Genomic DNA, 24652 nt, shown 5'->3' with positions numbered 1-24652 from the left:
ACGTAAAAAAGAGGTTCATTATTATTGACAGTATTGTAGCAGCTACAGGCGTTAAATAAATTTGATTAACATCAACTTTTCGCCTATGCACGCTTTTGTACATGAACTTTTATCCGTTAAGTTCATCATCCTCTTTAGCCTTATTGCTGCGACCATAATTGTACACTACCGCGGTAAAGTACGTTACAAATTCTTCAGGCAGCTAACAGATCATTCTACCTTTATGGCGCCTATTAATGTGCCGATGTATGCTTTGTCCGGCGTGGAGAATAAGCCCTATATCAACTCATCATACTTCCCGCAGTTGGACCAGTTAAAACAACACTGGGAGACCATAAGGGATGAAGCCATATTACTTGAGCAGGAAGAACTGATCAAAGGTTCGGACAAATACAACGACGTTGGATTTAACTCCTTCTTTCGCCGTGGATGGAAACGTTTTTATTTAAAATGGTATGGCGATTTTCATCCTTCAGCTATAAAATACTGCCCGCAAACCGTTCAGTTTTTAAAGGACACACCTACCATAAAAGCGGCCATGTTTGCCGTATTACCTGCAGGCAGCCAGCTAATGCCCCACCGCGATCCGTATGCGGGTTCATTACGTTATCATCTGGGTTTGATAACACCTAACTCTGCCGATTGCCACATTGTAGTGGATGGGCAAAGTTATGCCTGGAAAGACGGCGAAGATGTGCTTTTTGACGAAACCTACATCCATTATGCGGAGAATAAAACCGATAAAGACAGGTTGATCTTGTTCTGCGATATCGAGCGCCCGGTAAAAACCTTTATAGGCCGCGGCTGGAACAAATTTTTCGGCTGGTTTATCATGGCGTCGGCAGCTTCGCCAAATATGGGAAACGATAAAACCGGTAACCTTAACAAGATATTTAAATATATATATTCGATAAGGCTGGTAGGTAAAAGGCTGAAAGCCTATAACGAACGCTTATATTATGCCGTGAAATACGCACTTATGTTGTTAATTATTTATGCGCTGTTTCTGAGGCATTTCATATAGTTTTAAGTATTCCTTTGCGATATAATAAGTAGTTTTGCGCCATGGGACACGATCACGCGCATCACCATGGGCATCATCACCATGACCATGCCCCCAAGCTTGACCATATTAATAAAGCTTTTATTTGGGGAATTATTTTAAACTCGGCCTTCGTAGTTATTGAGGCTGCGGTAGGCTTTTTGCAAGGATCGCTTTCCCTGCTTACCGATGCGGGCCACAACCTGAGCGACGTTGCCAGCCTTGCCCTTGCACTGCTTGCATTTAAACTGACTAAGGTTAGCTCGAACCAGCGCTATACATACGGCTATAAACGGTCTACCATTATCGTATCGTTGCTTAACGCGGTTATATTATTGGCGGCAATTGCCATTATTGCTTACGAGGCCATTATAAGGTTTATGCACCCACATCCGCTTGAAGGTGGTACCATTGCATGGGTGGCCCTGGTTGGTATCGGTATCAATGCCTTTACCGCTTACCTGTTTGTGAAAGACAAGGATAAAGACCTGAATATTAAAGGTGCCTATATGCACATGGCTGTTGATGCGCTGGTATCTTTAGGTGTAGTGATCTCCGGCGTTATTATCTACTTTACCCACTGGTATGTGATAGACAGTATCGTAAGCTTAATTATAGTAGTGGTAATTATAGCGGGTACATGGAGCCTGCTTACACATAGCATTCGCTTGGAAATGGATGGCGTACCTGTTGATATCGATCTTGATAAGATCAAACAGGAGCTTTTAAAAGCAAAAGGGATTGTGGATGTACATCATATCCATGTATGGGCTTTAAGCACTACCGAAAATGCACTTACAGCGCATTTGGTAATCAGCCCCGATGATATGCCTAAGTTTGATGCCATAAAGCATGACCTTCGACACCGGCTGGAACATATGGAAATTACCCACTGTACCTTTGAGCCTGAACTTTCCACGGAAGATTGTAAACAAGTGATCTGCAAATAAAAAAGGGTTGACTGATCAGTCAACCCTTTTTTGTGCTTTACTCACCGGCTTCTGTTGCAGGTGCTTCGGCTGCTGGCGCTGCCTCGTTAAATTCGGGTTTGTCTTTTAAGATATTGAACCAGGTAATTACCTTTTTAATGTCTGAGCTGTAAACGCGTTCTTCATCATGGTCGGGCGCTACTTCTCTGAAGTATTCGCGTAGTTTTTTACCATCAGCTTTAATGTCTGGCGCAGCTGAAGCCGATTTCATCGCTTCAAATACGTCTGTCAGTTTAATATCGTCTTCAGTACCAAAAATGGTGATCTCGTCTAAGGCAGCAAGTTTAGCAGTTGCTACGTTAACTACCAGCTTTGTTTTTTGCGCGTCAAGGCTTTCCAAAATAAAACCGGTTTTATTTTGAGCTAACGCTTTCCATAAGCCGGGCCTGCCTGATACAGCTACAATTCCGTGTAAGTTCATATGATTTAGTTATCAGTTTTATGATGTAGTTGCCGATTCAATTACCGCCGATTACATCAATAACCTTATTATTCTTCAATTACTTCTATACCGGTGATTTTATCACCCTGGCGGATCTGGTCAACCACGTCAACGTTTTCAACCACTTTACCAAAACAAGTGTGGTGACGGTCTAAGTGAGCAGTATTATCGCGGCTATGGCAGATAAAAAACTGAGAGCTGCCAGTATCGCGGCCAGCGTGTGCCATTGAAAGTACGCCACGGTCATGGTATTGGTTACCGCCGGTAAGCTCACATTTAATGCGTTTGCCTGAACCACCAGCACCGGTACCGGTTGGGTCGCCGCCTTGTACAACGAAGTTAGGGATTACGCGGTGAAAAGTAACGCCGTCGTAAAAACCAGATTTTGCCAATTCTAAAAAGTTGGCTACAGTATTTGGTGCATCCTGATCGTAGAACTGAACGGTCATGTCGCCTTTTTCAGTTTTGATTATTGCTTTGCTCATCTTTAACTTTCTTTTAAGGGATGGCAAATTTACATAATTGTAAGCACAATATTTAAGTGCAGGTTTGCAAATATGCAGATGGTGGAATGTGCCCTCGTTTTTGTAACCGTTTACATGTCTGATAGTAAGCAATAGCATTTCTTTTTATTCGTTACATTTGAACAAACCGCTTAATAAGTGAAGTATTTAAAGCTTACGTTATTCATTCTGTTATTTTCTTTGCCATCATTGCTGCGTGCCGCATCTATTTTGATCCCTATGGATGAAGCGCAAAAAGATCATCTGAAATCTTATGGTATTGCTTACTGGGTTTTAAAAAATGGGCAAAGTATAAACTGGTTGCTTAATTACCGCGGCGGAAGTTTTATGCTGCCTTATAGTAACAATACTGAACAAGAGTGCAAGATACGCGGCGTTAGTTACGAAGTATTGGCTGATGCCAAGGCAAATGCCATACTGGCAGAGATCAGCGACCCATCGGTAAATATGGATGTGGTAAAATTGGAAAAGGCACCGCACATGGCGGTGTATTCGCCTAAAAATAAGTTGCCATGGGACGATGCCGTTACTTTGGTGCTTAAATATGCCGAGATACCTTATGATGTTCTGTATGATGAAGAAGTGATAACCGGGGATCTGTCTAAATACGACTGGCTGCACCTGCACCACGAAGACTTTACCGGGCAGTTCAGTAAGTTTTACGGTGCTTACAAATATGCCCCTTGGTACATTGACGATGTAAAATCGCAGGAGGCATTGGCACATAAGCTTGGCTTTAAGAAAGTATCGCAAATGAAACTGGCAGTTGCCCAGCACATCCGTGATTTTTGTGCTAACGGTGGTTTCCTGTTTGCCATGTGTTCGGGAACAGATACGTTTGATATTGCGCTGGCTGCATCGGGTACGGATATTTGCGAAAGCATGTTCGACGGCGACCCTGCCGATCCGCAAGCGCAAAGCAAATTAGGTTTTAGTCAGACTTTTGCATTCAAAAACTTCAGGTTGGACATGAATCCGAATTCGCACTCGTTCAGCAATATTGATGTGACGACCACCCGCCAGGTAGACCGTACGAATGACTTTTTTACCCTATTTGATTTTTCTGCTAAGTGGGATGTGGTACCAAGTATGCTTACCCAGGATCATGACCGTGTTATCAAAGGCTTTATGGGATTAACCACTGCTTTTAATAAGAATATGTTGAAGCCTGATGTTACCGTAATGGGTGAAATGAAAACGGCTAATGAGGCAAGATACATACATGGCGAGTATGGCAAAGGTCAGTGGACATTTTACGGCGGCCACGACCCGGAAGATTATCAGCACGCCGTTGGCGACCCGCCCACAGATCTAAAACTACACCCTAATTCGCCAGGATATCGGTTGATCTTAAATAATGTACTGTTTCCCGCTGCCAAGAAAAAGAAGCAGAAGACGTAAATTTGAGGTGCGAGTTTCTGTGTTACCAGTTGCGGGTTTCTATGGTGTTTCTGTGTCGGAGTTCCGGGTGTGTGAGGTGTGTTTAAAAGTTGCGGTTTTTCAGTTACCAGGTTCGGGTTAGTTAGTTTGCGTGAAATTGGGAACGTGTTGCGTGTGATTAATTAGCTATACAATTATCTGACAATCCAGAAACAGAAAACCCAGAATCAAAACTAACTCGCAACTAAATTACCCGTACCTCACAACTCGTAACCCAGACACCCGGAACTAATATCAATTGTAGAACGTCCATGACACGCCAAAACGTAAACCAGCGTTAGGCATAGGGTAGCGGTTTACGGTGTAATATCCATTGCTGAATAAGCCCTGGTTTACATAATCATACAATACAAACAGATTAGTTTTATACAGCGTTGCTTTGGCAAATAAGGTTGCAACAGGGTAGGATGTAAATCTCACATCAGCACCGTTGTAAAACTGGCCAAGGCCAACCGCATAAGACGGGGCGGTATAACGCGTATTGTAACGTACGTTTATGCCCAGGTCAGAGTTAAGCACCGTGAAAAATAACTTGGCATAGTGCAAGCTGCTGTAAATGTAGAAGTCGGGGGTACGCAAAACATCCTGGTTGTCTGTTTTCTGATATACAGCAAAGTTGTCGAAGTGCCAGTGGCCTAAAGTAAGGTTCTTGCCAACGCTTATTTTTAGTAAACTGATAGGCGCACCAGCCTGTATAGGGTGCGCATCTATGCCGTTTGGCTGTGCCGCAAAGTACAGGTAATTATTCAGCAGGAAATACTCTGCTTTTACATCAAAACGCAGTTTTTCGTTGATGTAATTAAACGCCAGGCTGGTGGTGCGCTGCTTACTGAAATCGTTACCTGTAAATATAAAGTGGTTGGATATCCAATTGGTATAAATCAGCGGAGCCCGATTACTTTGAGTATATGCTTCTAAAAATAACTTGCCTGTAGCGCTGTTGCCCGATAGATTCAGTTTGGCATCATACAGATAATCGCCAAAATTATAACCCTGCACTATTTGCTGAAAATTGGTTTCAAGGCCGATCTTATCACTGAAACGATAGCCTAAACGCGCCTTAAGTGTAATATTCTGAAAGCTGTTTTTGTCTTTATTTATCCGTAGCGGAACTTTCTGGTTAAGGTTGTTAATCACAGAATCAAGCACATTCATACTATAACTATACAGGTCCTGGGTTAGGCCCAGGTCAACCTTTAACTCATTTTTAACAACAGTATTTGATTTTGCCCGGAGATAAAATGTATAGTTAAAGTCGTTTTGTAAATGACTAACCGCTAACGAGTCGCGCGAGTTTGTGGAACTGAAATACCAGTCGGGGAACACGCGGTAATTGTCTACGTCGTTCTGCAAAAACTTGTACTGGTCAACGTTGTAATAAAACGTGTAAGCAATACGGTTGGTAGGTAATACCTTTGATGAGTCAGATCCTTTTTTAAGGCTGTCTATCCGGCCTATGTAGTAAAACTGTTTTAGGTACAGCCCTTTGGTGATACGCGCATCTGATGATCCCTGCAACCTGACATTATAAGACGCATTATTTAAAACAGAACCAGACTGATTAGTACCAAAAATATTATCCTCTGTAATTGAACCATTTTCAGGTGCTTTAAGCGTGTTGAAAATCAGGTTCCCAAGCAAATTATAACGCTTGCTGCGGGACTCGTACCATGTAAAAAGCGCAGCATTAACATCGCTTACGTTTTGCCGGTTATAAGTACCTTTTGAGCCTATGGTATTAAAGTTAAACCCGACGTTTAACCTCGGGTTTATATTTTGCGAATGCACCGCTTTAAATATCTGCTCGGTTTTGCCCCCGGTGTATAAGGTAAGGTTGGTATAGGCCACCCTGGCACGGTAGTATTGTATATCTTCCGGCTTTAAAAGGTAAAGGTCAAGCGTGTGCTGGCCAACATCAAACCCAATGGATTTGGTCGGCTCAAAAAGCAATGGGTGCTGTGCCAAGCCGGTATTACCTAAGTTGATACGCGGGCTGCGGGGTTGTGTTAGCGGGTTGTAGTTTTCAAAGTTCCTGGTGGTGGTATCTATAGGGAAAACCTGTGTACTGTCATTCAGCAGGCTTTCTTTAGTAACCTTTATAAACTTTGATGAAAAAACTACCGTGTCCTTTTTATGCTCTTCACGCTTGCGCAGCGTGTCAATCATCTGGTCGTCTGTAAGCTTTGGTGCCGTCTTTACTGTATCGCGCGTGTTATATCCCCGCGTCGCCGGGCTGGCATAAGGGTTTTGTGCCATTGCAGCGGTAGCTGCAAGGCATATCAAAAAAGTAAAAAAGTATTTTAGCTTGTTACCCATTAAGGCCGGCAATCAATTCTTTAAGTATCAGGGTTAATTTGGGTTCTGCCGCTTGGGCAACTGCCAAAATATCTTCTATGTCAACAGGTTTTAGCGTTTCAGGGAAACCTTCGTCAGTTAATACAGACATTGCAAAAACAGGTAGGCCCATGTGGTTGGCTGCAATAACCTCTGGCACGGTACTCATGCCAACGGCATCGCCGCCAATAATGCGCAAATATTTGTATTCTGCTCTGGTTTCCAGGCTTGGGCCTGTTACGGCAACATAAACGCCCCGGTGGCAGGTAATATTATTAGCTGCGGCAATATCAAGCGCTTTTTCTATCAACCCCAGTTTGTAAGGCTCGCTCATGTCCGGGAAACGTGGGCCAAGCTCATCTTCATTACTGCCCACCAGTGGGTTAGGCTGTAAATTGATATGATCCTCAATGATCATCAGGTCCCCTTTAGCAAACGACGGATTTAAAGCACCGCTTGCATTTGAAACAAACAAGGTTTTAATGCCCAGCTGGCGCATTACCCTTACCGGGAAAATGATCTGTTCCATGCTATAGCCTTCATAATAATGCAAACGGCCCTGCATGGCAACTACCTTTTTACCGGCCAGTATGCCAAATATTAATTTACCCGAATGGAACTCAAGCGTTGAGATCGGAAAGTCGGGGATGTTTGCGTAAAGCAGTTGTTTCTCTACTTCAATTTCTTTAACAAGTCCGCCTAAGCCTGTACCCAAAATGATACCTGCCTCAGGCTCAAAATCGCCAATGCGGTTTTTAATGTACGCTGCTGTGCGTTGTATATTCTCTAACATAAGATGTAATCAATTGATCAAAATTGCTGCCGCCGTTGATAAATTTAACGCTGATAGGTAGTACCAGCACCGGCAAAGTTTGTAAAATGCTAAACAATGCAGGTTGTTTTAAACGTTCGGCATCTTTTTCTGTTGTAACAATCGCTTTATTTTTTGTTGTATCGGCAGAAAAAGCCTCAGCAAGTTTAGTAATATTTTTTAAGGTGTATTGATGATGGTCAGGATATTTATGATGTATGATATCCTTACTGATGCTTTTAAGATATTTCTCCAGCGGTTGTGTGCCCGCTAAACCTGTAAGCAAGTATATGCGTGTGTCGCTGTTAACCGTTGCGCTCTGGCCAAAAACCTCCAATGGCAGGTAATTAATTGATGTGAAAAGCAGGTGCTGATAGGGGTATGGGTTTAATTTTGCAGCTATGTTTTCCTGCTCATCAGTTGATAAGTTATCAGGGCATTTACTTACCACCATGATATCGGCACGCATCTTTCCGCTTATAGGTTCGCGCATGTTACCCGCAGGCAATAGGAAATCTATTTTGTTCAGCTTGTTGTAGTCAAACAGCAAAATGCTTAGTCCCGGTTTTACCGCCCGATGCTGATAAGCATCATCCATCAATATCAGGTTATGGTCGGCTTTCAATTTTTCAATACCTGCAACCCTGTCTTCACATACCGCCACGGTAATGTCTGGAAACTTCTGTTTAAACTGGGCAGGTTCATCGCCAACTTGCTGTGCTGTGGTAGTAGCATCTGCTACTAAAAAGCCTTTGGTTTCGCGGCCATATCCCCGGCTTAATGTTGCCACTTTATAATCCTGTTTTAACAGGCGGATCAGGTACTCCGTCATGGGTGATTTACCTGCACCACCAACTGCCAGGTTACCAACCGAAATTACGGGTAAGTTGAACGAGGTGCTTTTAAACCAGCCCACATCATAACACCAGTTGCGTATCAGCACAACCAAGCCGTATAAAAGCGAGAAGGGTAAAAGCAGCCAGCGCAAGTATTTCATCTGCCACAAAGATAGGAAACTATGTGAGCTTGAAGTTGCCGTAAATAAAGAAGCCCCATCATAAATGATGAGGCTTCCGGGTGTTATAATCAATCAAAATTTTAGTTTCTGCCACCACCGGCTGGGGCACCGCTGCCCATGCCGCCACCATTCTGATCGCCTTGCATTAAGTCGTCATTATTGATGGTTTTCTTTTGCTGCTGGCCATAAGTGATCTTACCAAAGTTATAGATAACTGATATACCGAATGAACGCAGAGGATATGATATTTTCTGAGATTGGGTGAAGCCGTTACCCGCGATATCTGAATTTAAGTGCAGGTATTTCTGGAACGGAGAAAGTGCGTTTAAGCCCAAAGTAAGTTTCTTAGGTAATACTTCTTTCTTCACACCAAAGCCAAACAGGTTGAATGATGGATTCTTACCCTGAATGGTACGGCGTGGCGAGTTGAATACACCAAAGCCTTCAATAGATAAGCCATGCTGTAATGCCAGTGATGCGCTCATGAAGGCATTGTACTGGAAGAATGTACCGTTGCTTGTTTGCTGTATAGATTGCAAACCTGCAGTAGGGTTGTAGGTATAGCCGTTGATACTACCGCGGATGGTAAGGATCTTGATCGGGTTAACCGAACCGAAGAAACTTGCGCCTACAGAGTTGTTGGTACCAATGTTCTGATAATCGGTACGGGTAATGTTACGGCCCAGATCCGGGTCGAAAATGTTGGTAGCTATACCCTCAATAAGGTCGGTGGTGTGTTTGTAATAAACCGAAAAGTTAATTACCGAACTTTTGATGAAGGTAGTATAGCCTAACTCGATGCTCTGTGTAATCTCAGGCGATAGGTTAGGGTTACCTTCCGACTGGTTATCAGGGTTGGCCTTGTTAATAAACGGATTTAAGAACTGAAGGCTTGGGCGCTGAATACGTTTGTTATAAGTAAGCTTTAAAGTTTGTGTAGCGGTAATCTGTTTTGACAAGATAAAGCTTGGAATAAATGTAGTGTATGAGTTGCTGAACGGTTTTAAGCTTGGCTGAGTAGCGTTGTTAGGATCGCCGTCAATCTGGGTGTTCTCCACACGTGCACCTACCTGTAACGAATAGTTTTTAGGTAAGGTGAAGCTTAATACAGTATAGCCTGCGTAAACGTCCTGGTTGTAATCATACAGGTATGATGCTGTATCATTCAATAAGAATGGGCCTGCATTTCCCGGCTGCCTGAAAACTTCTGAATTACTGTTCAGCCTGCGGAAAATGCTTTTGCCGCCTGCTTCCAGTTTAATGCTTTTACCAATTGGTAGGGCATAGTCAGCCTGGATGGTATACTCATCGTTTTTACCATCGTTGCTGCCCATTTGATTAGGGGTTTGGTTAAGATAAGCCGCTGCAACATTGCTATACATGGTATTGTAATCGCTGGTTACTGAGCTATGGCTCCATTGCCCTGCAAAGTCAAGTTCCTCATCTTTCTTTTTGAACTTATGGGTATAACCCGCATTCCAGTCGAAACCAGAGAAGGTACCTTTGCTGTAGTTGGTGCTGTTATAAGTAGGGCTGGTAGCAAAGCTGCTGTTGGTGTTGATCGAAGTACCATCATTACGCATACCACCGCCATTTAAACGGAAAGTAGTGTTGATGCTGTTAAACTCGTTAAAGTCATAATTACCATTTACAGAACCGATAGTACCGTAGCGTTTAGTTTTTGACTGTGACTCTTGTGTACGTACCAGCGAACCTGCTGTGCTGTTGAAATCAACCAGTGAAGTTTGCGGCCAAGAATAGTTGCTACCAACGTTGGCTGATAAGCTTAAACGGTTATGTTTATAGTTTAAGTTGACGTTACCGTTGTTTTGGCGTGTACCTACACCACCGCTTACAGAACCGTTAAGACCTGATACATCACGAGTTTTGGTGATGATGTTGATGATACCGCCTGAGCCTTCAGCATCATATTTTGCTGATGGCGAAGTGATCACCTCGATGTTTTTGATCTGATCGGCAGGGATAGTACGCAATACATCGGCAAGGCTGGTGGATAATGCACCCGATGGTTTACCATTGATTAATACGCGCACGTTTTGATCACCACGTAAAGATACGTTGCCATCTAAATCGACAGATACCAACGGTACTTTACGCAGCACGTCGGTTGCGTTACCGCCGGTTGTAGTAATGTCTTTTTCGGCATTGTAAACGATCTTGTCAATCTTGGTTTCAATAACTGGCGCCTGGCCTGTTACTACCACCTCTTTAAGGGCTTTTGCACTTGGCGATACCAACACAGTACCTACGTTTTTATCCGGTTTTGATGGGGTAGTAGTTACCGGGTCAATCGTTTTAGTAGGATAGCCAATATAAGTAATGGCTAACTTATAATTACCGGGTTTAATGTTATCCAGTTTAAAGTTACCCTTGCCATCGGTAAGCACACCGTTAAGCGGAACTTTACCGCCGCTGCGGAATAAGCTTACGGTAGCATAGTCAAGTGGTTTGCCTGAGAGGGAGTCGGTAACAGTACCCGAGATACGGCCTGTAACAGACGATCCGCCGCCCAAACCAACTTGTGCTTTGGCAGATATAACAGAACAGAATATTGCAAAAAGTAAAACTATACGTCTCATTTAGTAATGATTTTTCGAATTAGAGGGCGAAAGTAGGTAAATGTTACAACCAATTGTGAATAAATATTTAAATTATTGTATTGATTGTGTGAAGGTTACACTGTGTATAGGTGTTTGTTACAAAGCCGGAAATTAAAAAGGAAGCGATAAAAAGAAAGCCCTGCATTTGCAAGGCTTTCCGGAGCGATTATATTCCCATTTTTCGGAGATTGGTATAGCTTGTCTGGATGCTTTCAAAGGCATCTTTTGGCATGTCATGCTCAATAAAGAAATGCCTGGCGCCGCCAATGCTGGCGTTGGCAAAAATGCGTTTGAAATCTACAACGCCTGTACCGGCTGGCTGCAGGGTTTTAAAGTCGGCGCTGATATCTTTAATATGCAGCAGAGGGAAACGGCCGGGATGTTTCTTAAACATTTCAACCGGGTCAACACCGGCTTTGGTTACCCAAGCCAGGTCAAGCTCCATTTTGAGCAGGTCGGCAGGTACGCCGTCCAGCAGCATTTGATAGGGTAACTGGCCATCCTTCATTACAAACTCCATATCGTGGTTATGGTAGCAAAGTTGCAGGCCTGCTTTTTTGCAAAGCTCGCCGGCTTTATGCAGTACTTCTATCGATGCCTTTATCTCGTCGATAGTAGCAACAGGTGTAGTGGCACAAACCAGGTAAGGTATGCCGCCTTCAGCAGCTTCGTCAACAATTTGCTGTGCGTTTTCGCGCAGGTTTTTTACCGGCGGAAATGTTAGAGGTTTACCATCAGGGCCGTTAAGGGATTTGCCTTCGGGCATTTTAAAAGGTGCGCCAAGTACATGGTGCGATCTCCAGCTTAGTCCTTCACTTTTGCAAAGCGCTGCAAATCCTTTCGGTGTTTCGCCGTAGTAACCGGGTTTTAGGCTGTATGCCGATTCAATTTCGCGGTAACCAATAGCACTGATCTTCTTAAGTGTGCCGGGCACATCTTTGTCTATAATACCAAAAAAGGTGAACAATTGTACGCCAAGCGTGTGCTGGGGCGCAAGAAATGCAGAGGCCATTTTGGGCAAAGCCATGCTGCCAAGTGCAGCCATACCAGCCCCTTTGATAAAGTTTCTTCTGTTTAGCATTGTACTTAGGTTATAATGAGTGACTAAATATAATCATTCATTGTGTCGAAACAACGCATTTCGCTAAATTAATCGATTCCTAAATCCTGATGGATTCTTTGAGAAGGGTAGATTTCTGAGATCTCGAGACCGGATATATCGGAAATTAATTGATTCATCACTAATTCCATTTCGGCACGGTTTATACCGTTCTTGCTAAGTGTAGTTATGTTTAAAGCTAACGTCTTTTCTATAAATGCTCTGACTGATACTTCTTTTACAATTACCCGTAAAGAATCAAATATTTTAGATAATAATGATGTCAATGAAATGCCAACAAATGGCAGTAGCAGCCAAAATTTGGAATATCGATAACTAAAGCAAAAAATTATGGAAGTTATTAAGCAACTTATTATTAATAATGCACCTATAGAGTTTAATATCAACCTATGCTTTGATGATAATACGAATTTGGGTAATTGCAATGATGATTCCTCTTGTAATTGTCTCCATAATTTGCGCCTATTTCTGTGAGATATCAAATTATTAATATCTGCCTGTGGAATAAACGAAGTACGATCAATGTGGAATATTTCCACAAAATGAGATCTTAATTTGTAGAACAGAGGGGCGGTATGGCAGGCCGACTGTTGGTTGCTTTTAATTTTTTCCCAAACTACATTATGGAAATCGCCAACGGTGCTGATTCTCGAAGCCTCAATATCCGGAATAGAAATATTAAAAGCCTGTTCAACTAATACAACAAGTTCAACGCTATCTAAACCCATAAGTATTAAATGAAAGGAGCAGCTATTTAGCTGCTCCTCTATATGTTTATATCACCAGGTTGACAATCCGGCCTTTAACCACAATAACCTTTTTAGGGGCTTTGCCATCAAGGTATTTTTGAACGTCGGCATTGGCTAAAACAAAGGCCTCAACGTCTTTCGGTTCAAATGAAAGCGGGATGTTAAGGTTCATTTTAGTTTTACCGTTGATAGAGATCGGGTAAGCAAAATCGTCTTCGACCAAATACTCAGGATTAAATTTAGGGTAAGCCGCGTATGATAATGCACCTGCAGGGTTACCCAATAATGTCCAAAGTTCTTCGCAAATATGCGGTGCATAAGGCGAAAGGATAATCACCATTTCTTGCAAAATAGCGCGCTTATTACATTTAAGGTCGGTAAGCTCGTTAACGGCAATCATAAAGCTGGAAACTGAAGTGTTGAATGAAAAACGCTCAACATCTTCTTCTACCTTACGGATGATCTTATGTAGTGCTTTAAGTTCGGCTTTAGTTGGCGCCTCGTTACTTACGTTAAGTTCCCATGCATCATTATGGAATAAACGCCAAAACTTACGCAGGAATTTGAACACACCCTCAATGCCGTTGGTATTCCAAGGCTTGCTTTGCTCAAGCGGACCCAAAAACATCTCATACATTCGCAGCGTATCGGCGCCATAACGTTCTATAATGTCGTCCGGGTTAACAACGTTAAACTTGGATTTAGACATTTTCTCAACTTCGACACCGCAGATATAAGCCCCCTCCCGGCCTCCCCCAGAAGGGGAGGAGATAGTACCGTCTTCTAGAATTAGAATAGCATTCTCAAACTCCGGTCTCCATTTTCTGAATTTTTGAATATCAAGAATATCATTATCGACGATGTTTACGTCGACGTGAAGACCATTAAAATATCCGAACTCGGGAATTTGTACTTTTTCGGCTTCTTCCAAAGTGGGAAAATCATTGTCTATTTTCTTTAATAACTCGTACAATTCTTGTTTATTTTCCTTCTGAAGATATTTATTCAAAAGTCCTTTAGAAAGAAAAATTTGTTGGTCGCTTGGGGTTTTATCAGATTGAATAAAAAATAAATTTTTCTGCAAACGATAAACAAAGTTTGATCTGCCCTGAATCATGCCCTGGTTAATCAGCTTTTTAAACGGCTCTTCTTCAACCACCAGGTTCATGTCCTTCAAAAACTTGTTCCAGAAACGGCTATACAGCAAGTGGCCTGTGGCATGTTCAGAACCGCCAATGTATAAGTCTACATCTTTCCAGTAATCAATAGCCCGTTTCGATGCAAACTCATTCTCGTTTTTTGGGTCCATATAACGGTACCAGTACCAGCTGCTGCCAGCCCAACCCGGCATAGTGCTTAGTTCGTAAGGTAGAGCCTCATCCCGGCCCTCTCCAGTAGAGAGGGTATAATGCCAATCCGCTGCTCTGCCAAGTGGTGGTTCGCCGCTTTCGGTTGGTAAGTATTTATCAACTTCGGGTAGCAGTAAGGGTAGTTCGTTTTCGCCGATGAGGTATGGTAACTCATCTTTAAAGTAAACCGGAACAGGTTCGCCCCAGTAACGCTGGCGGCCAAAAATGGCATCGCGCATGCGGAAATTTACCCGTGCCTTGCCAGCGCCCAGTTGCTCAAGTTTTGCAATAACGGCTGCTGTAGCTTCTTTATAGCTTAGGCCGTTAATAAAGTCAGAATTAATGTATTTGCCTTCCTTGGTTGGGTCGGCCTCTTTTTCAATGTTCTGAATATCAATGATCGGAACGATCGGCAAATTGAAATGCTTGGCAAAAAGGTAATCGCGCTGGTCGCCCGATGGTACGGCCATTACCGCGCCTGTACCATAGCCTGCCAAAACATAGTCGGCAATCCACAGCGGGATACGCTCATTATTCAGCGGGTTTAATACATAGCTGCCCGTAAATACGCCCGATACTGTTTTGGTATCGGCCATACGGTCAAGCTCCGATTTCTTTTTGGTTTGTGCAATGTAAGCCTCAACCGCTTCTTTCTGCTCAGGTGTGGTTAACTGCTCAACCAGTTCATGTTCTGGTGCAATTACAACAAAGGTTACCCCGAAAATGGTATCAACACGGGTGGTGAAAACCTCTATATAGTTTTCAGTTGACTGTTGCGAGTTGCCAGAGGTCTGACCTCCTGCCTCAGCTAACGGGAACCTAACACTTGCTCCCACACTTTTGCCTATCCAGTTGCGCTGCATTTCTTTCAGCGGCTCTGGCCAATCAATGGTGTCAAGGCCTTGTAACAGGCGCTCGGCATAGGCGGTGATGCGCATGCTCCATTGCATCATTTTTTTCTGTTCAACAGGGTAGCCGCCGCGTTCAGAGAAGCCATCTTTTACTTCGTCGTTCGCTAAAACGGTACCCAAGGCAGGGCACCAGTTAACGGTGCTTTCGCGTAAGTAGGTAAGGCGGTATTTTAACAGTTCGGTTTGCTGCTCGGCATTAGATAAAGCCTTCCACTCGTCGGCAGTAAAGGTAAGTATGTCTTCGTCGCAAACGGCGTTGATGCCTTTTGATCCATGGTTTTCAAAGTGCTTCACCAGCGTTTCAACCGACTCCGCCTTTTCTTCGGCTTTATTATACCACGAGTTAAACAGCTGCATAAAGATCCACTGCGTCCACTTGTAATAGTCGGGCGAACTGGTGCGCACCTCGCGGCTCCAGTCGAACGAGAAACCGATCTGGTCTAACTGGCGGCGATAGGTGGCAATGTTATCTTCAGTGGTAATAGCAGGGTGCTGCCCGGTTTGTATAGCATATTGCTCGGCAGGTAAGCCAAACGAATCATACCCCATAGGATGCAACACGTTAAAGCCACGCAGCCTTTTGTAACGTGCAAAAATATCAGAAGCGATATAACCCAGCGGGTGGCCAACGTGTAAGCCCGCGCCTGATGGGTAAGGAAACATGTCGAGCACGTAGTACTTAGGTTTCGGCGAGTTATTGTCGGCTTTAAATGTTTGGTTTTCGGCCCAGAATTGCTGCCACTTCTTTTCGATATCTTTAAACTGATAATCCATATTTATGCACGCTAAAATTCCGCGAAATTAAGAAATAACCTTGATTATAACAGTAGTTATTCTATTGGCGGCCTTGTTTAGTAGTGATAGTTTTTAAGTATCATTGTGATAAATGAAACGCTTATTATCAAATCTTACCTTTCAGGTTGTCATTGCCATTGTGCTGGGCGTGGTGGTAGGTATCTACTTTAAATCTTTTGCACCTGCAGCGCAAACCATAAGTAAGGTATTTATCAGCATGATTACCATGCTGATCGCGCCCATCATATTTTTTGTAATAGTGCAGGGCATTGCCGGCATGAACGATATGAAAAAGGTGGGCAGGGTAGGCGGTAAAGCGATCTTATATTTCGAGATTGTTACCACGTTTGCGCTTGTACTGGGCGTAGTGCTGGCCAATGTGCTTAAACCCGGCGAAGGCATGGTGGTGGCTGCTGTTAATAAAGCTGCCGATGCCAAATTGGCGACTTACAAGGCGCAGGCTGCTGATATGCACTGGGGCGATTTCTTTGCACATATCGTTCCCGAGAATGTTATTGGGGCATTTGCCAAAGGCGATATTTTGCAGATTTTGTTCTTTGCCATTTTGTTCGGTTATGGTTTAAGCAAAATGGGGGATAGCGGAAAACCTGTAATAGAAGGTATTGAGCGGTTGTCGAAAGTGTTTTTTAACATCATGAACATTGTGATGAAGGTGGCGCCCATAGGGGCTTTCGGTGGGATGGCTTTTACGGTAGGCACTTATGGTATATCAACCTTGCTACCTATGCTTAAACTGCTTGGCGCTGTTTATCTGGCAATGCTGCTATTTATATTCGTTGTGTTGAATATCATCTGCCTTATCTATAAGATCAGTTTATGGCAGTATTTAAAATATATCCGTCAGGAAATACTGATCGTATTCGGTACCTCATCATCAGAGCCGGTATTACCCGCCATGATGGAGAAGATGGAAAAGTTCGGCTGTGCCAAGTCGGTTGTGGGCTTGGTGATTCCAGCCGGATATTCCTTCAACCTGGATGGTACCACTATCTATCTTTCCATGTCGGTTATATTTTTGGCGCAGGTATTTCATATCCCACTTTCATTAGGGCAGCAGTTAACCATCATCGGCATATTAATGGTTACTTCCAAAGGAGCGGCAGGGGTAACAGGCAGCGGTTTTATTGTATTGACATCTACATTAACGGCTATAAAAGTAATTCCTGTTGAAAGTGTGGCTATCTTGTTGGGAGTAGACAGGTTTATGTCGCTGGCACGGGCATTAACCAACGTGATTGGCAACGGACTGGCAAGCGTTGTAATAGCTAAAAGCGAAAAGGAATTTGATGAAGCGAAGTATCAAAATGTGATAGGTGCGGGGGAATGATATTAGAATTGGACTTACCGTCATGCCGAACTTGTTTCGGCATCTGACACGCTAATAAAAGCTGCATTTTGTTGTAAGTTATACTTATTATCTTTAAGTAATTTCTCAATCCGTCATGCCGAACTTGTTTCGGCATCTCACAAGTTAATCAAAAATGTTATTTAAGCAAGGTTACATTTATATCATGTCCAATAAACATCGCACATCGTTTTATATTGGTGTAACCAGCGATCTGCGTTCGCGGATTTGGCAGCATTTAAATAGCAATGAAGACTCGGCTCATGTAAGAAAATATAAACTATTTGACCTGGTATATTTCGAATGCTTTGACCGGATTACAGATGCCATTGACAGAGAGAAGCAGCTTAAACGCTGGCACCATGATTGGAAAGTTAATCTGATTAAGTCTACAAACCAAGAGATGCGTGATTTAAAGTCAGATATCGATATTTAGAACTTTTCTTGTGAGATGCCGAAACAAGTTCGGCGTGACATTATCCGAGTCAACAATTCCCCATTTTTCAGGTTATCGTTATAAACACAAAGCAATGAAACTGAAGCCATACTTTACTCAAGCATTTATAACATTAACACTTTTATTTGCATCAGCTACGCTATTTGCGCAGGAATATCTACCCGCAACCAATGCGGCTAAAACCGGTCGTTCGCCTGGTGTTAAAGTGAAGTTATTGAATGAGCAGGGCAGAGCTAAAACTTACGTGCTGGTGTTTGCCAAAGGCGATGAGGTATTATCAGGCCTTACAGAATTTGCGCAAAAATATAATGTAAGAAGCGCGTCTTTTACAGCCATTGGCGATGCTACGTCGTGCAAATTTGGCTGGTTCGATAAAGTGAAAAAGATGTTCAAGGTGATCTCTTTAAATGAACAGGCAGAGATCACATCTATGATAGGCGATATGTCAGTGATCAATGGCAAGCCATCTGTACATGCGCATATTAACGTGGCCGATCAAAATGGTAACGTACATGGCGGACATTTGATCGAAGCTTTTATTTATCCAACACTCGAGGTAATGGTAACTGTTTACCCTGCTACATTACAAAAGCAATACAACGCCGAATCAAATATCAACCTGCTGCATCCGGAGCTATGAACCTAACATAACAACATGTTTACAAGTAGTATATACTTATCTTTAAGGCGATTTGTCTAAACGCCTTTACATGAATAGAATTTTTTTATTATGCTCCTTATGTCTTATTATATTCTCATGCAAAAAGAGTAATCCCGAGCCTTCTCCAATTATTGATCAAACAAAATCTTACAGCAACAAAATAGTAATAGATAATGCAAAATTAGTTGGTGATTCAATATCATTATCGTGGTCCAAACTTGATACAAGTGAGTTTGTAGAATATCGCATCATGAGGCAAGACTACGACGGGATTATATTCAAAACTATAGCAGCATCAACAAATATTAACTCTGTTAAATTTGTTGATAAGAACATTCCGTACAATTATGTAATAAATTACCAAATAGAAGGAAGACTAAAATCTGGGGTTTATATTACAAGTAATACTGCCTCGGTTAATCGGTTAGATATAACCGGATTTGGCATTAACCCTTTCGATGCCATATTTGATAAAGATAATCGCCTCATTTATCTTTTTGAAAAATTAGGTACAATAAGCATATATGATTTACGAAGGAATGAGATTGTAAATAAAATTAGTCTTACTGGAACAAATGGTTATTCTGATTTTGGAATTTATAACACTAAAAAAGAATTATATGTGCCTGGAAATTTTGGTTTAGGTATTTATGACGCAGTCACTTTACAAAAAATAGATCAAATAGATATTAGTTTTAATGCAATAAGTGTTGTATCCAGTAATAGTAACCTTTATGTGGCAACAAATGCATGGCTGCAAAACCCACTCAAAGTTTATAGCAGAAAAACTAAAAAACTCATATCTCAAAATGGAAATTTTGATGACGCACGATTGAAAAAAATCCCTGATACAGATAGTGAAATTTTGGAGATATCGTTAAGATCTAATACAAATAATCTTAATTATTATAAATTTCTACAAAGCGGGGATTTGGTTAATCGCTTAAGTCAAAATAATAGCTATGTGACAAAAGCTGAAATCTTTGAGTTTTTCCCCGATGGGAAAAGTTATATCACATCATCAAATGGAGCGATTTATAATTCGGATATGACTTTTAAAGCAACTCTTTCTGATGGGCATCTAAGCTTTACCTCGTTCGATTTTAATAAAAACAGCAATGAAATTTATGCAGCTACTCAGAACAAAACTATTGAGGTTTATGATTTGAATAATTACCAACACAAGAGAACAATACAGACGAAAGCTTATCCTTTAAAAATATTTGATGATGGTAGTAAAATCATTTGCATTAGTAAACCATTTGAATCCAATGATGGATATAGTTATTATGGTGAAAGCGCCAGCCTAAGATTAGGCGGTATAATTATTGAAAACCTGAATAAATAGTTTAAAGGCGAATCGCCCTAATGATTCTTTGGTTAACTAACAAATGTGCGGGTCAATGTCACATTACCTAAAAATAATTTGATTGTATAGGCAATAACTTTAGCTTTGCCGTTGAAAAATTAAAAACCATGAGTGTTCTCGTAAATAAAGATTCAAAAGTAATTGTTCAGGGTTTTACCGGTAACGAAGGTACTTACCATGCCTCTCAGATGATCGAGTACGGAACCCAGGTTGTTGGTGGTGTTACACCGGGTAAAGGCGGTCAGCAACATCTTGACAGGCCTGTATTCAACACCGTTAAAGATGCGGTTGATCAAACCGGCGCTGATGTATCTATCATTTTTGTTCCGCCGGCTTTTGCTGCTGATGCAATTATGGAAGCTGCCGAAGCAGGTATTAAAGTTATTGTTTGTATCACTGAAGGTATTCCAACCAAGGATATGATCCAGGTGAAAGAATACCTGAAAGACAAAGATGCCCGTTTAATTGGCCCTAACTGCCCTGGTATTATTACTGCTGATGAGGCTAAAATTGGTATCATGCCTGGTTTTATCTTCAAAAAAGGTAACATCGGTGTGGTTTCTAAATCAGGTACACTTACTTACGAGGCAGTTGACCAGGTGGTTAAAGCTGGTATGGGTATCACTACGGCTATCGGTATCGGTGGCGACCCAATCATTGGTACACCAACCAAAGAAGCTGTTGAATTATTAATGAACGATCCGGAAACTCATGGTATCATCATGATCGGCGAAATTGGCGGTGGCATGGAAGCTGAAGCCGCACGCTGGATCAAAGAACATGGTACTAAACCTGTGGTAGGTTTCATCGCTGGTCAAACTGCGCCTCCGGGCCGTCGTATGGGCCATGCGGGTGCCATTGTTGGTGGTGCTGATGATACTGCTGCTGCTAAAATGAAAATCATGGAAGAGTGCGGTATCCGCGTAGTACAGTCGCCGGCTGAAATTGGCGCTGCTATGGCTGAAGAAATGGCGAAATTGTAATTAGAAGATAGAACAAGAAACAAGAGATAAGACTTGTTTCTTATAAATATAATCCCGTTCTGCAAAGAGCGGGATTTTTTATTTTGTGCCTAAACTATTGGTTAATGATATGTTGCTTTTAAAAAGCAGGCATGGAATTTTTAGACATTTTAGGTTTAGTAGCGGGCTTCTGTACATCGTCTTCCATTATACCGCAGATAGTTAAAACTGTTAAAACCAAACAGGCACAGGATGTTTCCATTTTCATGTTTATTGTAATGTTTACCGGTAATACGCTTTGGGTATATTATGGTGTCCAAAAATCAGATATAGCTATTATTGCGACTAACATATTGGCTATGGCCTTAAACATTACCATGTTTGTGTTGAAGTATATTTATAAAGAGAAAAGTAGTGCCAAGCTATAGCTACTTTGCCATAGCAGCAAAGTAGCGCAAAATGCCTAGCCGGCAAAAGGCTTTATACACATGCCATGCGCACAAGTAAAGCAGAACCACAGGCTGCTTGCCTGTTGCTCAACTGCGTTCGCGCTATGTCCTTGCTTCTGCAACATTCAAAATGCCTTATCCTGCCCGCAAGCCATTTGTTCTGCTTTTCTTTGCCAAAGCTGTTTGCCAGCAATTACTAAGTGGTGAACAGAACGTAAGCTAATAATGCCGCCTCAGCGCAGGCGGTAACTACAGGCTTTGCAGTAGTACTAACATTAAAAGACTGCGGTGCCAGCGGCGAGTTTTCTTTGTTACTTTCTTTTAACGGCTAAAAGAAAGTATACACATATTTATGTACTGCAAACATGTCAGTAAACTTACTCTGGCGCGGTTTTTATACATATATTGATGTGAGTACTATTTGAATTCTCTAACTCACCCATCTAATTAAACAATATGGAATACAATAAATTAACACCCGAAGAAGAAAGGGTGATCTTATACAAAGGCACAGAGCGCCCGTTCACAGGCGAACTGTTAAACAATAAAGCACAGGGCGTATATGTTTGTAAACGTTGCGATGCGCCGCTTTACCGTTCAGAAGATAAATTTGAATCATTTTGTGGCTGGCCAAGCTTTGATGATGAAATTCCGGGTGCAGTACGCCGCGAAACTGATGCCGACGGCCGCCGTACCGAAATACTTTGCGCTAACTGCGGTGCTCACTTAGGCCACGTATTTGAAGGGGAGATGTTTACCGCGAAAAATACACGCCACTGTGTAAACTCAGTTTCTATGAAGTTTGTGCCTTTGGCATAATCTGTTTTACATTTGTCATCCTGAGCAACGCGAAGGATCTGTTATCGAAGTTTTAATAATGATTCTTCACTTCGTTCAGAATGACAAATTATATAGTAATATTATACCCTATGCATGCCCACACCAAACACGAAATTATCAGTTGCGAACGCTGCGGCTCTGCTTTCGAGTGTAAGGCAAATTCATATACCAAATGCCAGTGTACTACGGTTCAGCTGAATATTAACGAAACGCAATACATCAGCGAAATGTATGATGGCTGTTTGTGTGCAAGCTGCTTAACCATCCTCCGCGACGAATACAGGCAGATGTGATATCGGGGGCGTACGCCGGATGCCCGAGTTCGGAATAGACCTAATTTAAAAGCTTTAAAACTAATGTCTTATAATATTCCGGTACCAGAAATCGGACATCAGATATCACAACTCCCATCTCCGCAATTAAGTTATCCTTTCAGATAAACTTCGCCTTTGTAAGGATGTATGGTAGAATGAAAATCATATCCGGCAACATGTACCAGGTAATAGGTCATTATGTCGCACCAGCAGATCTCATCGTGAAACATGGGCACTTTCGGGAATTTACCTTCCTGGCGGCTCTCTTCCTTGTTATAGTTGTACTCGCCGTCATGCTCGCTTATCCAGGCTTTAAAAAGGTCGAATTCGGCCGGGTCGCTGAAAACGATCTTAAAATGCGTTTCCTCTTTAACAGATTTCAGATCGTCGTTTAGGTAATGATGGTATTTATGTCTGTGCCTTATAATTTTTGCTGTTGTCATGTTTCAAATTTGTTAAAGGTTAACAACAACTGTTTGGAATAGTTCGGCAGCCGGTAATATCCTTTTACCGAAATTTCACCGAAGCCGTTTAAAGCAAGCATTTGTTAATAAACTGATAGTTTCCCTGTTTTCACCGATAAAATAAGGCGGCTTACCTAAAAGCAATAACGCCGGGGCGGCAATTGAGGCATCTTTGTATTGTAAACAAACCGACAGTTATTATGAAAACTTTACTTATCTCATTTATCATATACTACATAGAACGGGCAGAAATTCTCTTACACGTGTTCAGGGAATTGTTTAACTAATTCCCCGGGCCTCCATCATATATAATCAATCACTCTAAAAAAGATAGCCTCGCTTTAAACAGTGAGGCTATTTTATTTAAAAAACCGCCTGATGCATAAGCCGTTCTATAATAAAACAAATAGCTATGAAAAAAGGGGATGAAGTACATTGGGACTGGGGCAAAAGCCAGGCAGAAGGTAAAATTGAAAAGAAAGTAGAGAAACCTGTTACGAAAAAGATAAAAGATGCTACAGTAAAACGTAAAGCAAGCAAAGATGAGCCTGCTTACGAAATAAAAACAGATAAAGGCCAAAAGGTACTTAAATCTGAAAGCGAGCTGAAAAAGGGCGGCAAAAAGAAATAGTAAATTAAGGTTCATTTCTTGGTAAATAAGGAAAGGCGGTGGAACATGAAGTTTCACCGCCTTTTTAGTGCTGTTCACCGAAAACTATTTCTACATTAAGCGAGATTGCCTACATTCGGGTATGGCAAAATCCCCTATTATCACAGTCAGCAACCTGGTGAAAAAATATGACGATTTCACCGCGGTAAAGGGTATCAGCTTTGAAGTATACGAAGGTGAAATCTTTGGACTTCTTGGACCCAACGGCGCTGGCAAAACCACCACTCTTGAAATCATTGAAACGCTGCGCGATAAAACATCAGGCGATGTAATTGTAGACGGCTTTAATGTAGATAAAGATGCCGACAGTATTAAAAAACGAATCGGCGTACAATTACAGGCAGCCGGATACTATCCTAACCTTAATCTTTCAGAATTAATAGAACTGTTCTCGGGTTTGTACGGCATCAAAGTAAGTTCGGCAGAAATGCTGGAGAAGGTAAACCTTACCGAAAAAGCCAAGGCAAAATACAAGGATCTTTCCGGCGGACAAAAACAGCGTTTTTCTATTGCCACTACATTAATTAACAATCCGCGTATTGTTTTCCTGGACGAGCCGACAACCGGCCTCGATCCGCAGGCAAGGCGTAACCTTTGGGACCTGATAAAAGAAATACGTAACAACGGCACAACAGTAGTGATTACCACCCATTATATGGACGAAGCAGAAGTGCTTTGCGACCGTGTAGCTTTTGTTGACGGCGGCGAGGTAATTGGTATTGATACACCCGATAAATTTATTGATAAGCTGGTGGCTTCAGGGTTTGAACGTAAAAAGCAAGTGAAACAGGCCAACCTGGAAGACGTGTTCATTAACCTTACAGGTAAGGAGTGGCGGGAAGCGTGATAGCCCCACTCAACCCTCTCCAGAAGAGAGGGCTTTGTTATTAGCTCGTACATTAATTTTTATAAAATAATTTAATACTCCCTCTCCAGTTGGAGAGGGTTGGGGTGA

The 24652-nt window shown here is 42.1% G+C and carries 24 protein-coding genes; 14 read left to right on the top strand and 10 right to left on the bottom strand.

What is annotated here, in order from left to right; all coding sequences use genetic code 11:
- Positions 1-85: 85 nt before the first annotated feature.
- Together PQ461_RS17760 and PQ461_RS17755 are read left to right on the top strand one after the other, a co-directional pair.
- Positions 86-1024: an aspartyl/asparaginyl beta-hydroxylase domain-containing protein gene (locus PQ461_RS17760; RefSeq protein WP_274206880.1), complete on the top strand. Its 939-nt coding sequence runs from the start codon at positions 86-88 to the stop codon at positions 1022-1024.
- A gap of 41 nt (positions 1025-1065) precedes the next feature.
- On the top strand, positions 1066-1992 hold the full coding sequence (locus PQ461_RS17755; protein WP_274206879.1) for a cation diffusion facilitator family transporter: 927 nt from the start codon (positions 1066-1068) through the stop codon (positions 1990-1992).
- A 37-nt stretch (positions 1993-2029) separates the two neighbouring features.
- Here the strand turns inward: PQ461_RS17755 and PQ461_RS17750 are convergent, their stop codons facing one another.
- Positions 2030-2452 carry a DUF5606 family protein gene (locus PQ461_RS17750; RefSeq protein ID WP_274206878.1) on the bottom strand — a complete coding sequence of 141 codons (423 nt, stop codon included), beginning with the start codon at positions 2450-2452 and terminating at the stop codon, positions 2030-2032.
- Positions 2453-2520: 68 nt separating this feature from the next.
- Positions 2521-2958, bottom strand: coding sequence for a peptidylprolyl isomerase (locus tag PQ461_RS17745; protein ID WP_274206877.1), 438 nt, complete (start codon positions 2956-2958; stop codon positions 2521-2523).
- Between the two features lie 258 nt (positions 2959-3216).
- Here PQ461_RS17745 and PQ461_RS17740 point away from each other — a divergent pair, with 258 nt between their 5' ends.
- Positions 3217-4398 (top strand): asparagine synthetase B, encoded by a 1182-nt coding sequence (locus tag PQ461_RS17740; RefSeq protein WP_274304031.1) that lies wholly within the window; start codon positions 3217-3219, stop codon positions 4396-4398.
- Positions 4399-4671: 273 nt separating this feature from the next.
- Here PQ461_RS17740 and PQ461_RS17735 read toward each other — a convergent pair whose 3' ends face one another.
- From PQ461_RS17735 to PQ461_RS17705, 7 genes are all read right to left on the bottom strand, one after another.
- Positions 4672-6753: a putative porin gene (locus tag PQ461_RS17735; protein ID WP_274206876.1), complete on the bottom strand. Its 2082-nt coding sequence runs from the start codon at positions 6751-6753 to the stop codon at positions 4672-4674.
- On the bottom strand, positions 6746-7564 hold the full coding sequence (locus tag PQ461_RS17730; RefSeq protein WP_274206875.1) for a purine-nucleoside phosphorylase: 819 nt from the start codon (positions 7562-7564) through the stop codon (positions 6746-6748). Before PQ461_RS17730 ends, PQ461_RS17735 begins: the two co-directional genes overlap by 8 nt.
- Complete coding sequence (gene lpxK / locus PQ461_RS17725; RefSeq protein WP_274206874.1) at positions 7527-8579, bottom strand: tetraacyldisaccharide 4'-kinase; 1053 nt, start codon at positions 8577-8579, stop codon at positions 7527-7529. The genes PQ461_RS17730 and lpxK overlap by 38 nt, the downstream gene beginning before the upstream one ends.
- A 101-nt stretch (positions 8580-8680) precedes the next feature.
- Positions 8681-11200: a TonB-dependent receptor gene (locus PQ461_RS17720; RefSeq protein WP_274206873.1), complete on the bottom strand. Its 2520-nt coding sequence runs from the start codon at positions 11198-11200 to the stop codon at positions 8681-8683.
- 187 nt (positions 11201-11387) lie between these two features.
- Positions 11388-12302 carry a sugar phosphate isomerase/epimerase family protein gene (locus tag PQ461_RS17715; RefSeq protein ID WP_274206872.1) on the bottom strand — a complete coding sequence of 305 codons (915 nt, stop codon included), beginning with the start codon at positions 12300-12302 and terminating at the stop codon, positions 11388-11390.
- Positions 12303-12370: 68 nt separating this feature from the next.
- Positions 12371-13069, bottom strand: coding sequence for an acyl carrier protein (locus PQ461_RS17710; protein WP_274206871.1), 699 nt, complete (start codon positions 13067-13069; stop codon positions 12371-12373).
- 46 nt (positions 13070-13115) lie between these two features.
- Positions 13116-16124 carry a leucine--tRNA ligase gene (locus PQ461_RS17705; RefSeq protein ID WP_274206870.1) on the bottom strand — a complete coding sequence of 1003 codons (3009 nt, stop codon included), beginning with the start codon at positions 16122-16124 and terminating at the stop codon, positions 13116-13118.
- A gap of 112 nt (positions 16125-16236) precedes the next feature.
- On the opposite strand from PQ461_RS17705, the gene dctA reads away from it, so the two are divergent.
- The 9 genes from dctA (at position 16237) to PQ461_RS17660 (ending at position 22542) form a co-directional block, all read left to right on the top strand.
- Positions 16237-17493: a C4-dicarboxylate transporter DctA gene (gene dctA / locus PQ461_RS17700; RefSeq protein ID WP_274206869.1), complete on the top strand. Its 1257-nt coding sequence runs from the start codon at positions 16237-16239 to the stop codon at positions 17491-17493.
- Positions 17494-17677: 184 nt separating this feature from the next.
- Positions 17678-17947 (top strand): GIY-YIG nuclease family protein, encoded by a 270-nt coding sequence (locus PQ461_RS17695; RefSeq protein ID WP_274206868.1) that lies wholly within the window; start codon positions 17678-17680, stop codon positions 17945-17947.
- Between the two features lie 94 nt (positions 17948-18041).
- The gene (locus tag PQ461_RS17690; RefSeq protein ID WP_274206867.1) at positions 18042-18608 is read left to right on the top strand and encodes a PPC domain-containing DNA-binding protein; all 567 of its coding nucleotides are present in this window, start codon (positions 18042-18044) and stop codon (positions 18606-18608) included.
- A gap of 70 nt (positions 18609-18678) precedes the next feature.
- Positions 18679-19977: a WD40 repeat domain-containing protein gene (locus tag PQ461_RS17685; RefSeq protein WP_274206866.1), complete on the top strand. Its 1299-nt coding sequence runs from the start codon at positions 18679-18681 to the stop codon at positions 19975-19977.
- 128 nt (positions 19978-20105) lie between these two features.
- Positions 20106-20981, top strand: a complete 876-nt coding sequence (gene sucD, locus PQ461_RS17680) for a succinate--CoA ligase subunit alpha (protein ID WP_274206865.1) — start codon at positions 20106-20108, stop codon at positions 20979-20981.
- Positions 20982-21112: 131 nt separating this feature from the next.
- On the top strand, positions 21113-21388 hold the full coding sequence (locus PQ461_RS17675; RefSeq protein ID WP_274206864.1) for a SemiSWEET family sugar transporter: 276 nt from the start codon (positions 21113-21115) through the stop codon (positions 21386-21388).
- A 97-nt stretch (positions 21389-21485) separates the two neighbouring features.
- The gene (locus tag PQ461_RS17670; RefSeq protein WP_274206863.1) at positions 21486-21632 is read left to right on the top strand and encodes a hypothetical protein; all 147 of its coding nucleotides are present in this window, start codon (positions 21486-21488) and stop codon (positions 21630-21632) included.
- Between the two features lie 233 nt (positions 21633-21865).
- On the top strand, positions 21866-22228 hold the full coding sequence (locus PQ461_RS17665; protein ID WP_274206862.1) for a methionine-R-sulfoxide reductase: 363 nt from the start codon (positions 21866-21868) through the stop codon (positions 22226-22228).
- A 110-nt stretch (positions 22229-22338) separates the two neighbouring features.
- A complete protein-coding gene (locus PQ461_RS17660) occupies positions 22339-22542 on the top strand; it encodes a cysteine-rich CWC family protein (protein WP_274206861.1) in 204 nt (67 codons plus the stop codon).
- A 131-nt stretch (positions 22543-22673) separates the two neighbouring features.
- On the opposite strand, the gene PQ461_RS17655 is transcribed toward PQ461_RS17660, so the two are convergent.
- Entirely contained in the window at positions 22674-23006 is a 333-nt protein-coding gene (locus PQ461_RS17655; protein ID WP_274206860.1) for a hypothetical protein, read from the bottom strand.
- 433 nt (positions 23007-23439) lie between these two features.
- Between PQ461_RS17655 and PQ461_RS17650 the strand changes: the two genes are divergently transcribed.
- Positions 23440-23658 carry a hypervirulence associated TUDOR domain-containing protein gene (locus PQ461_RS17650; protein WP_274206859.1) on the top strand — a complete coding sequence of 73 codons (219 nt, stop codon included), beginning with the start codon at positions 23440-23442 and terminating at the stop codon, positions 23656-23658.
- Between the two features lie 121 nt (positions 23659-23779).
- Entirely contained in the window at positions 23780-24544 is a 765-nt protein-coding gene (locus tag PQ461_RS17645) for an ABC transporter ATP-binding protein (protein ID WP_274206858.1), read from the top strand.
- Positions 24545-24652: the final 108 nt, after the last annotated feature.

Source organism: Mucilaginibacter sp. KACC 22063 (assembly GCF_028736115.1).
In the GTDB taxonomy this organism is placed as follows: Bacteria; Bacteroidota; Bacteroidia; order Sphingobacteriales; family Sphingobacteriaceae; genus Mucilaginibacter.
Note: the sequence above shows the minus strand (reverse complement) of the source record. Positions and strands in the feature narration are given on the sequence as shown.

Coding starts and splice junctions, on each gene's coding strand:
- PQ461_RS17760 (WP_274206880.1), top strand. CDS start 86: ATGCACGCTTTTGTACATGAACTTTTATCCGTTAAGTTCATCATCCTC.
- PQ461_RS17755 (WP_274206879.1), top strand. CDS start 1,066: ATGGGACACGATCACGCGCATCACCATGGGCATCATCACCATGACCAT.
- PQ461_RS17750 (WP_274206878.1), bottom strand. CDS start 2,452: ATGAACTTACACGGAATTGTAGCTGTATCAGGCAGGCCCGGCTTATGG.
- PQ461_RS17745 (WP_274206877.1), bottom strand. CDS start 2,958: ATGAGCAAAGCAATAATCAAAACTGAAAAAGGCGACATGACCGTTCAG.
- PQ461_RS17740 (WP_274304031.1), top strand. CDS start 3,217: ATGGATGAAGCGCAAAAAGATCATCTGAAATCTTATGGTATTGCTTAC.
- PQ461_RS17735 (WP_274206876.1), bottom strand. CDS start 6,753: ATGGGTAACAAGCTAAAATACTTTTTTACTTTTTTGATATGCCTTGCA.
- PQ461_RS17730 (WP_274206875.1), bottom strand. CDS start 7,564: ATGTTAGAGAATATACAACGCACAGCAGCGTACATTAAAAACCGCATT.
- lpxK (WP_274206874.1), bottom strand. CDS start 8,579: ATGAAATACTTGCGCTGGCTGCTTTTACCCTTCTCGCTTTTATACGGC.
- PQ461_RS17720 (WP_274206873.1), bottom strand. CDS start 11,200: ATGAGACGTATAGTTTTACTTTTTGCAATATTCTGTTCTGTTATATCT.
- PQ461_RS17715 (WP_274206872.1), bottom strand. CDS start 12,302: ATGCTAAACAGAAGAAACTTTATCAAAGGGGCTGGTATGGCTGCACTT.
- PQ461_RS17710 (WP_274206871.1), bottom strand. CDS start 13,069: ATGGGTTTAGATAGCGTTGAACTTGTTGTATTAGTTGAACAGGCTTTT.
- PQ461_RS17705 (WP_274206870.1), bottom strand. CDS start 16,124: ATGGATTATCAGTTTAAAGATATCGAAAAGAAGTGGCAGCAATTCTGG.
- dctA (WP_274206869.1), top strand. CDS start 16,237: ATGAAACGCTTATTATCAAATCTTACCTTTCAGGTTGTCATTGCCATT.
- PQ461_RS17695 (WP_274206868.1), top strand. CDS start 17,678: ATGTCCAATAAACATCGCACATCGTTTTATATTGGTGTAACCAGCGAT.
- PQ461_RS17690 (WP_274206867.1), top strand. CDS start 18,042: ATGAAACTGAAGCCATACTTTACTCAAGCATTTATAACATTAACACTT.
- PQ461_RS17685 (WP_274206866.1), top strand. CDS start 18,679: ATGAATAGAATTTTTTTATTATGCTCCTTATGTCTTATTATATTCTCA.
- sucD (WP_274206865.1), top strand. CDS start 20,106: ATGAGTGTTCTCGTAAATAAAGATTCAAAAGTAATTGTTCAGGGTTTT.
- PQ461_RS17675 (WP_274206864.1), top strand. CDS start 21,113: ATGGAATTTTTAGACATTTTAGGTTTAGTAGCGGGCTTCTGTACATCG.
- PQ461_RS17665 (WP_274206862.1), top strand. CDS start 21,866: ATGGAATACAATAAATTAACACCCGAAGAAGAAAGGGTGATCTTATAC.
- PQ461_RS17660 (WP_274206861.1), top strand. CDS start 22,339: ATGCATGCCCACACCAAACACGAAATTATCAGTTGCGAACGCTGCGGC.
- PQ461_RS17655 (WP_274206860.1), bottom strand. CDS start 23,006: ATGACAACAGCAAAAATTATAAGGCACAGACATAAATACCATCATTAC.
- PQ461_RS17650 (WP_274206859.1), top strand. CDS start 23,440: ATGAAAAAAGGGGATGAAGTACATTGGGACTGGGGCAAAAGCCAGGCA.
- PQ461_RS17645 (WP_274206858.1), top strand. CDS start 23,780: ATGGCAAAATCCCCTATTATCACAGTCAGCAACCTGGTGAAAAAATAT.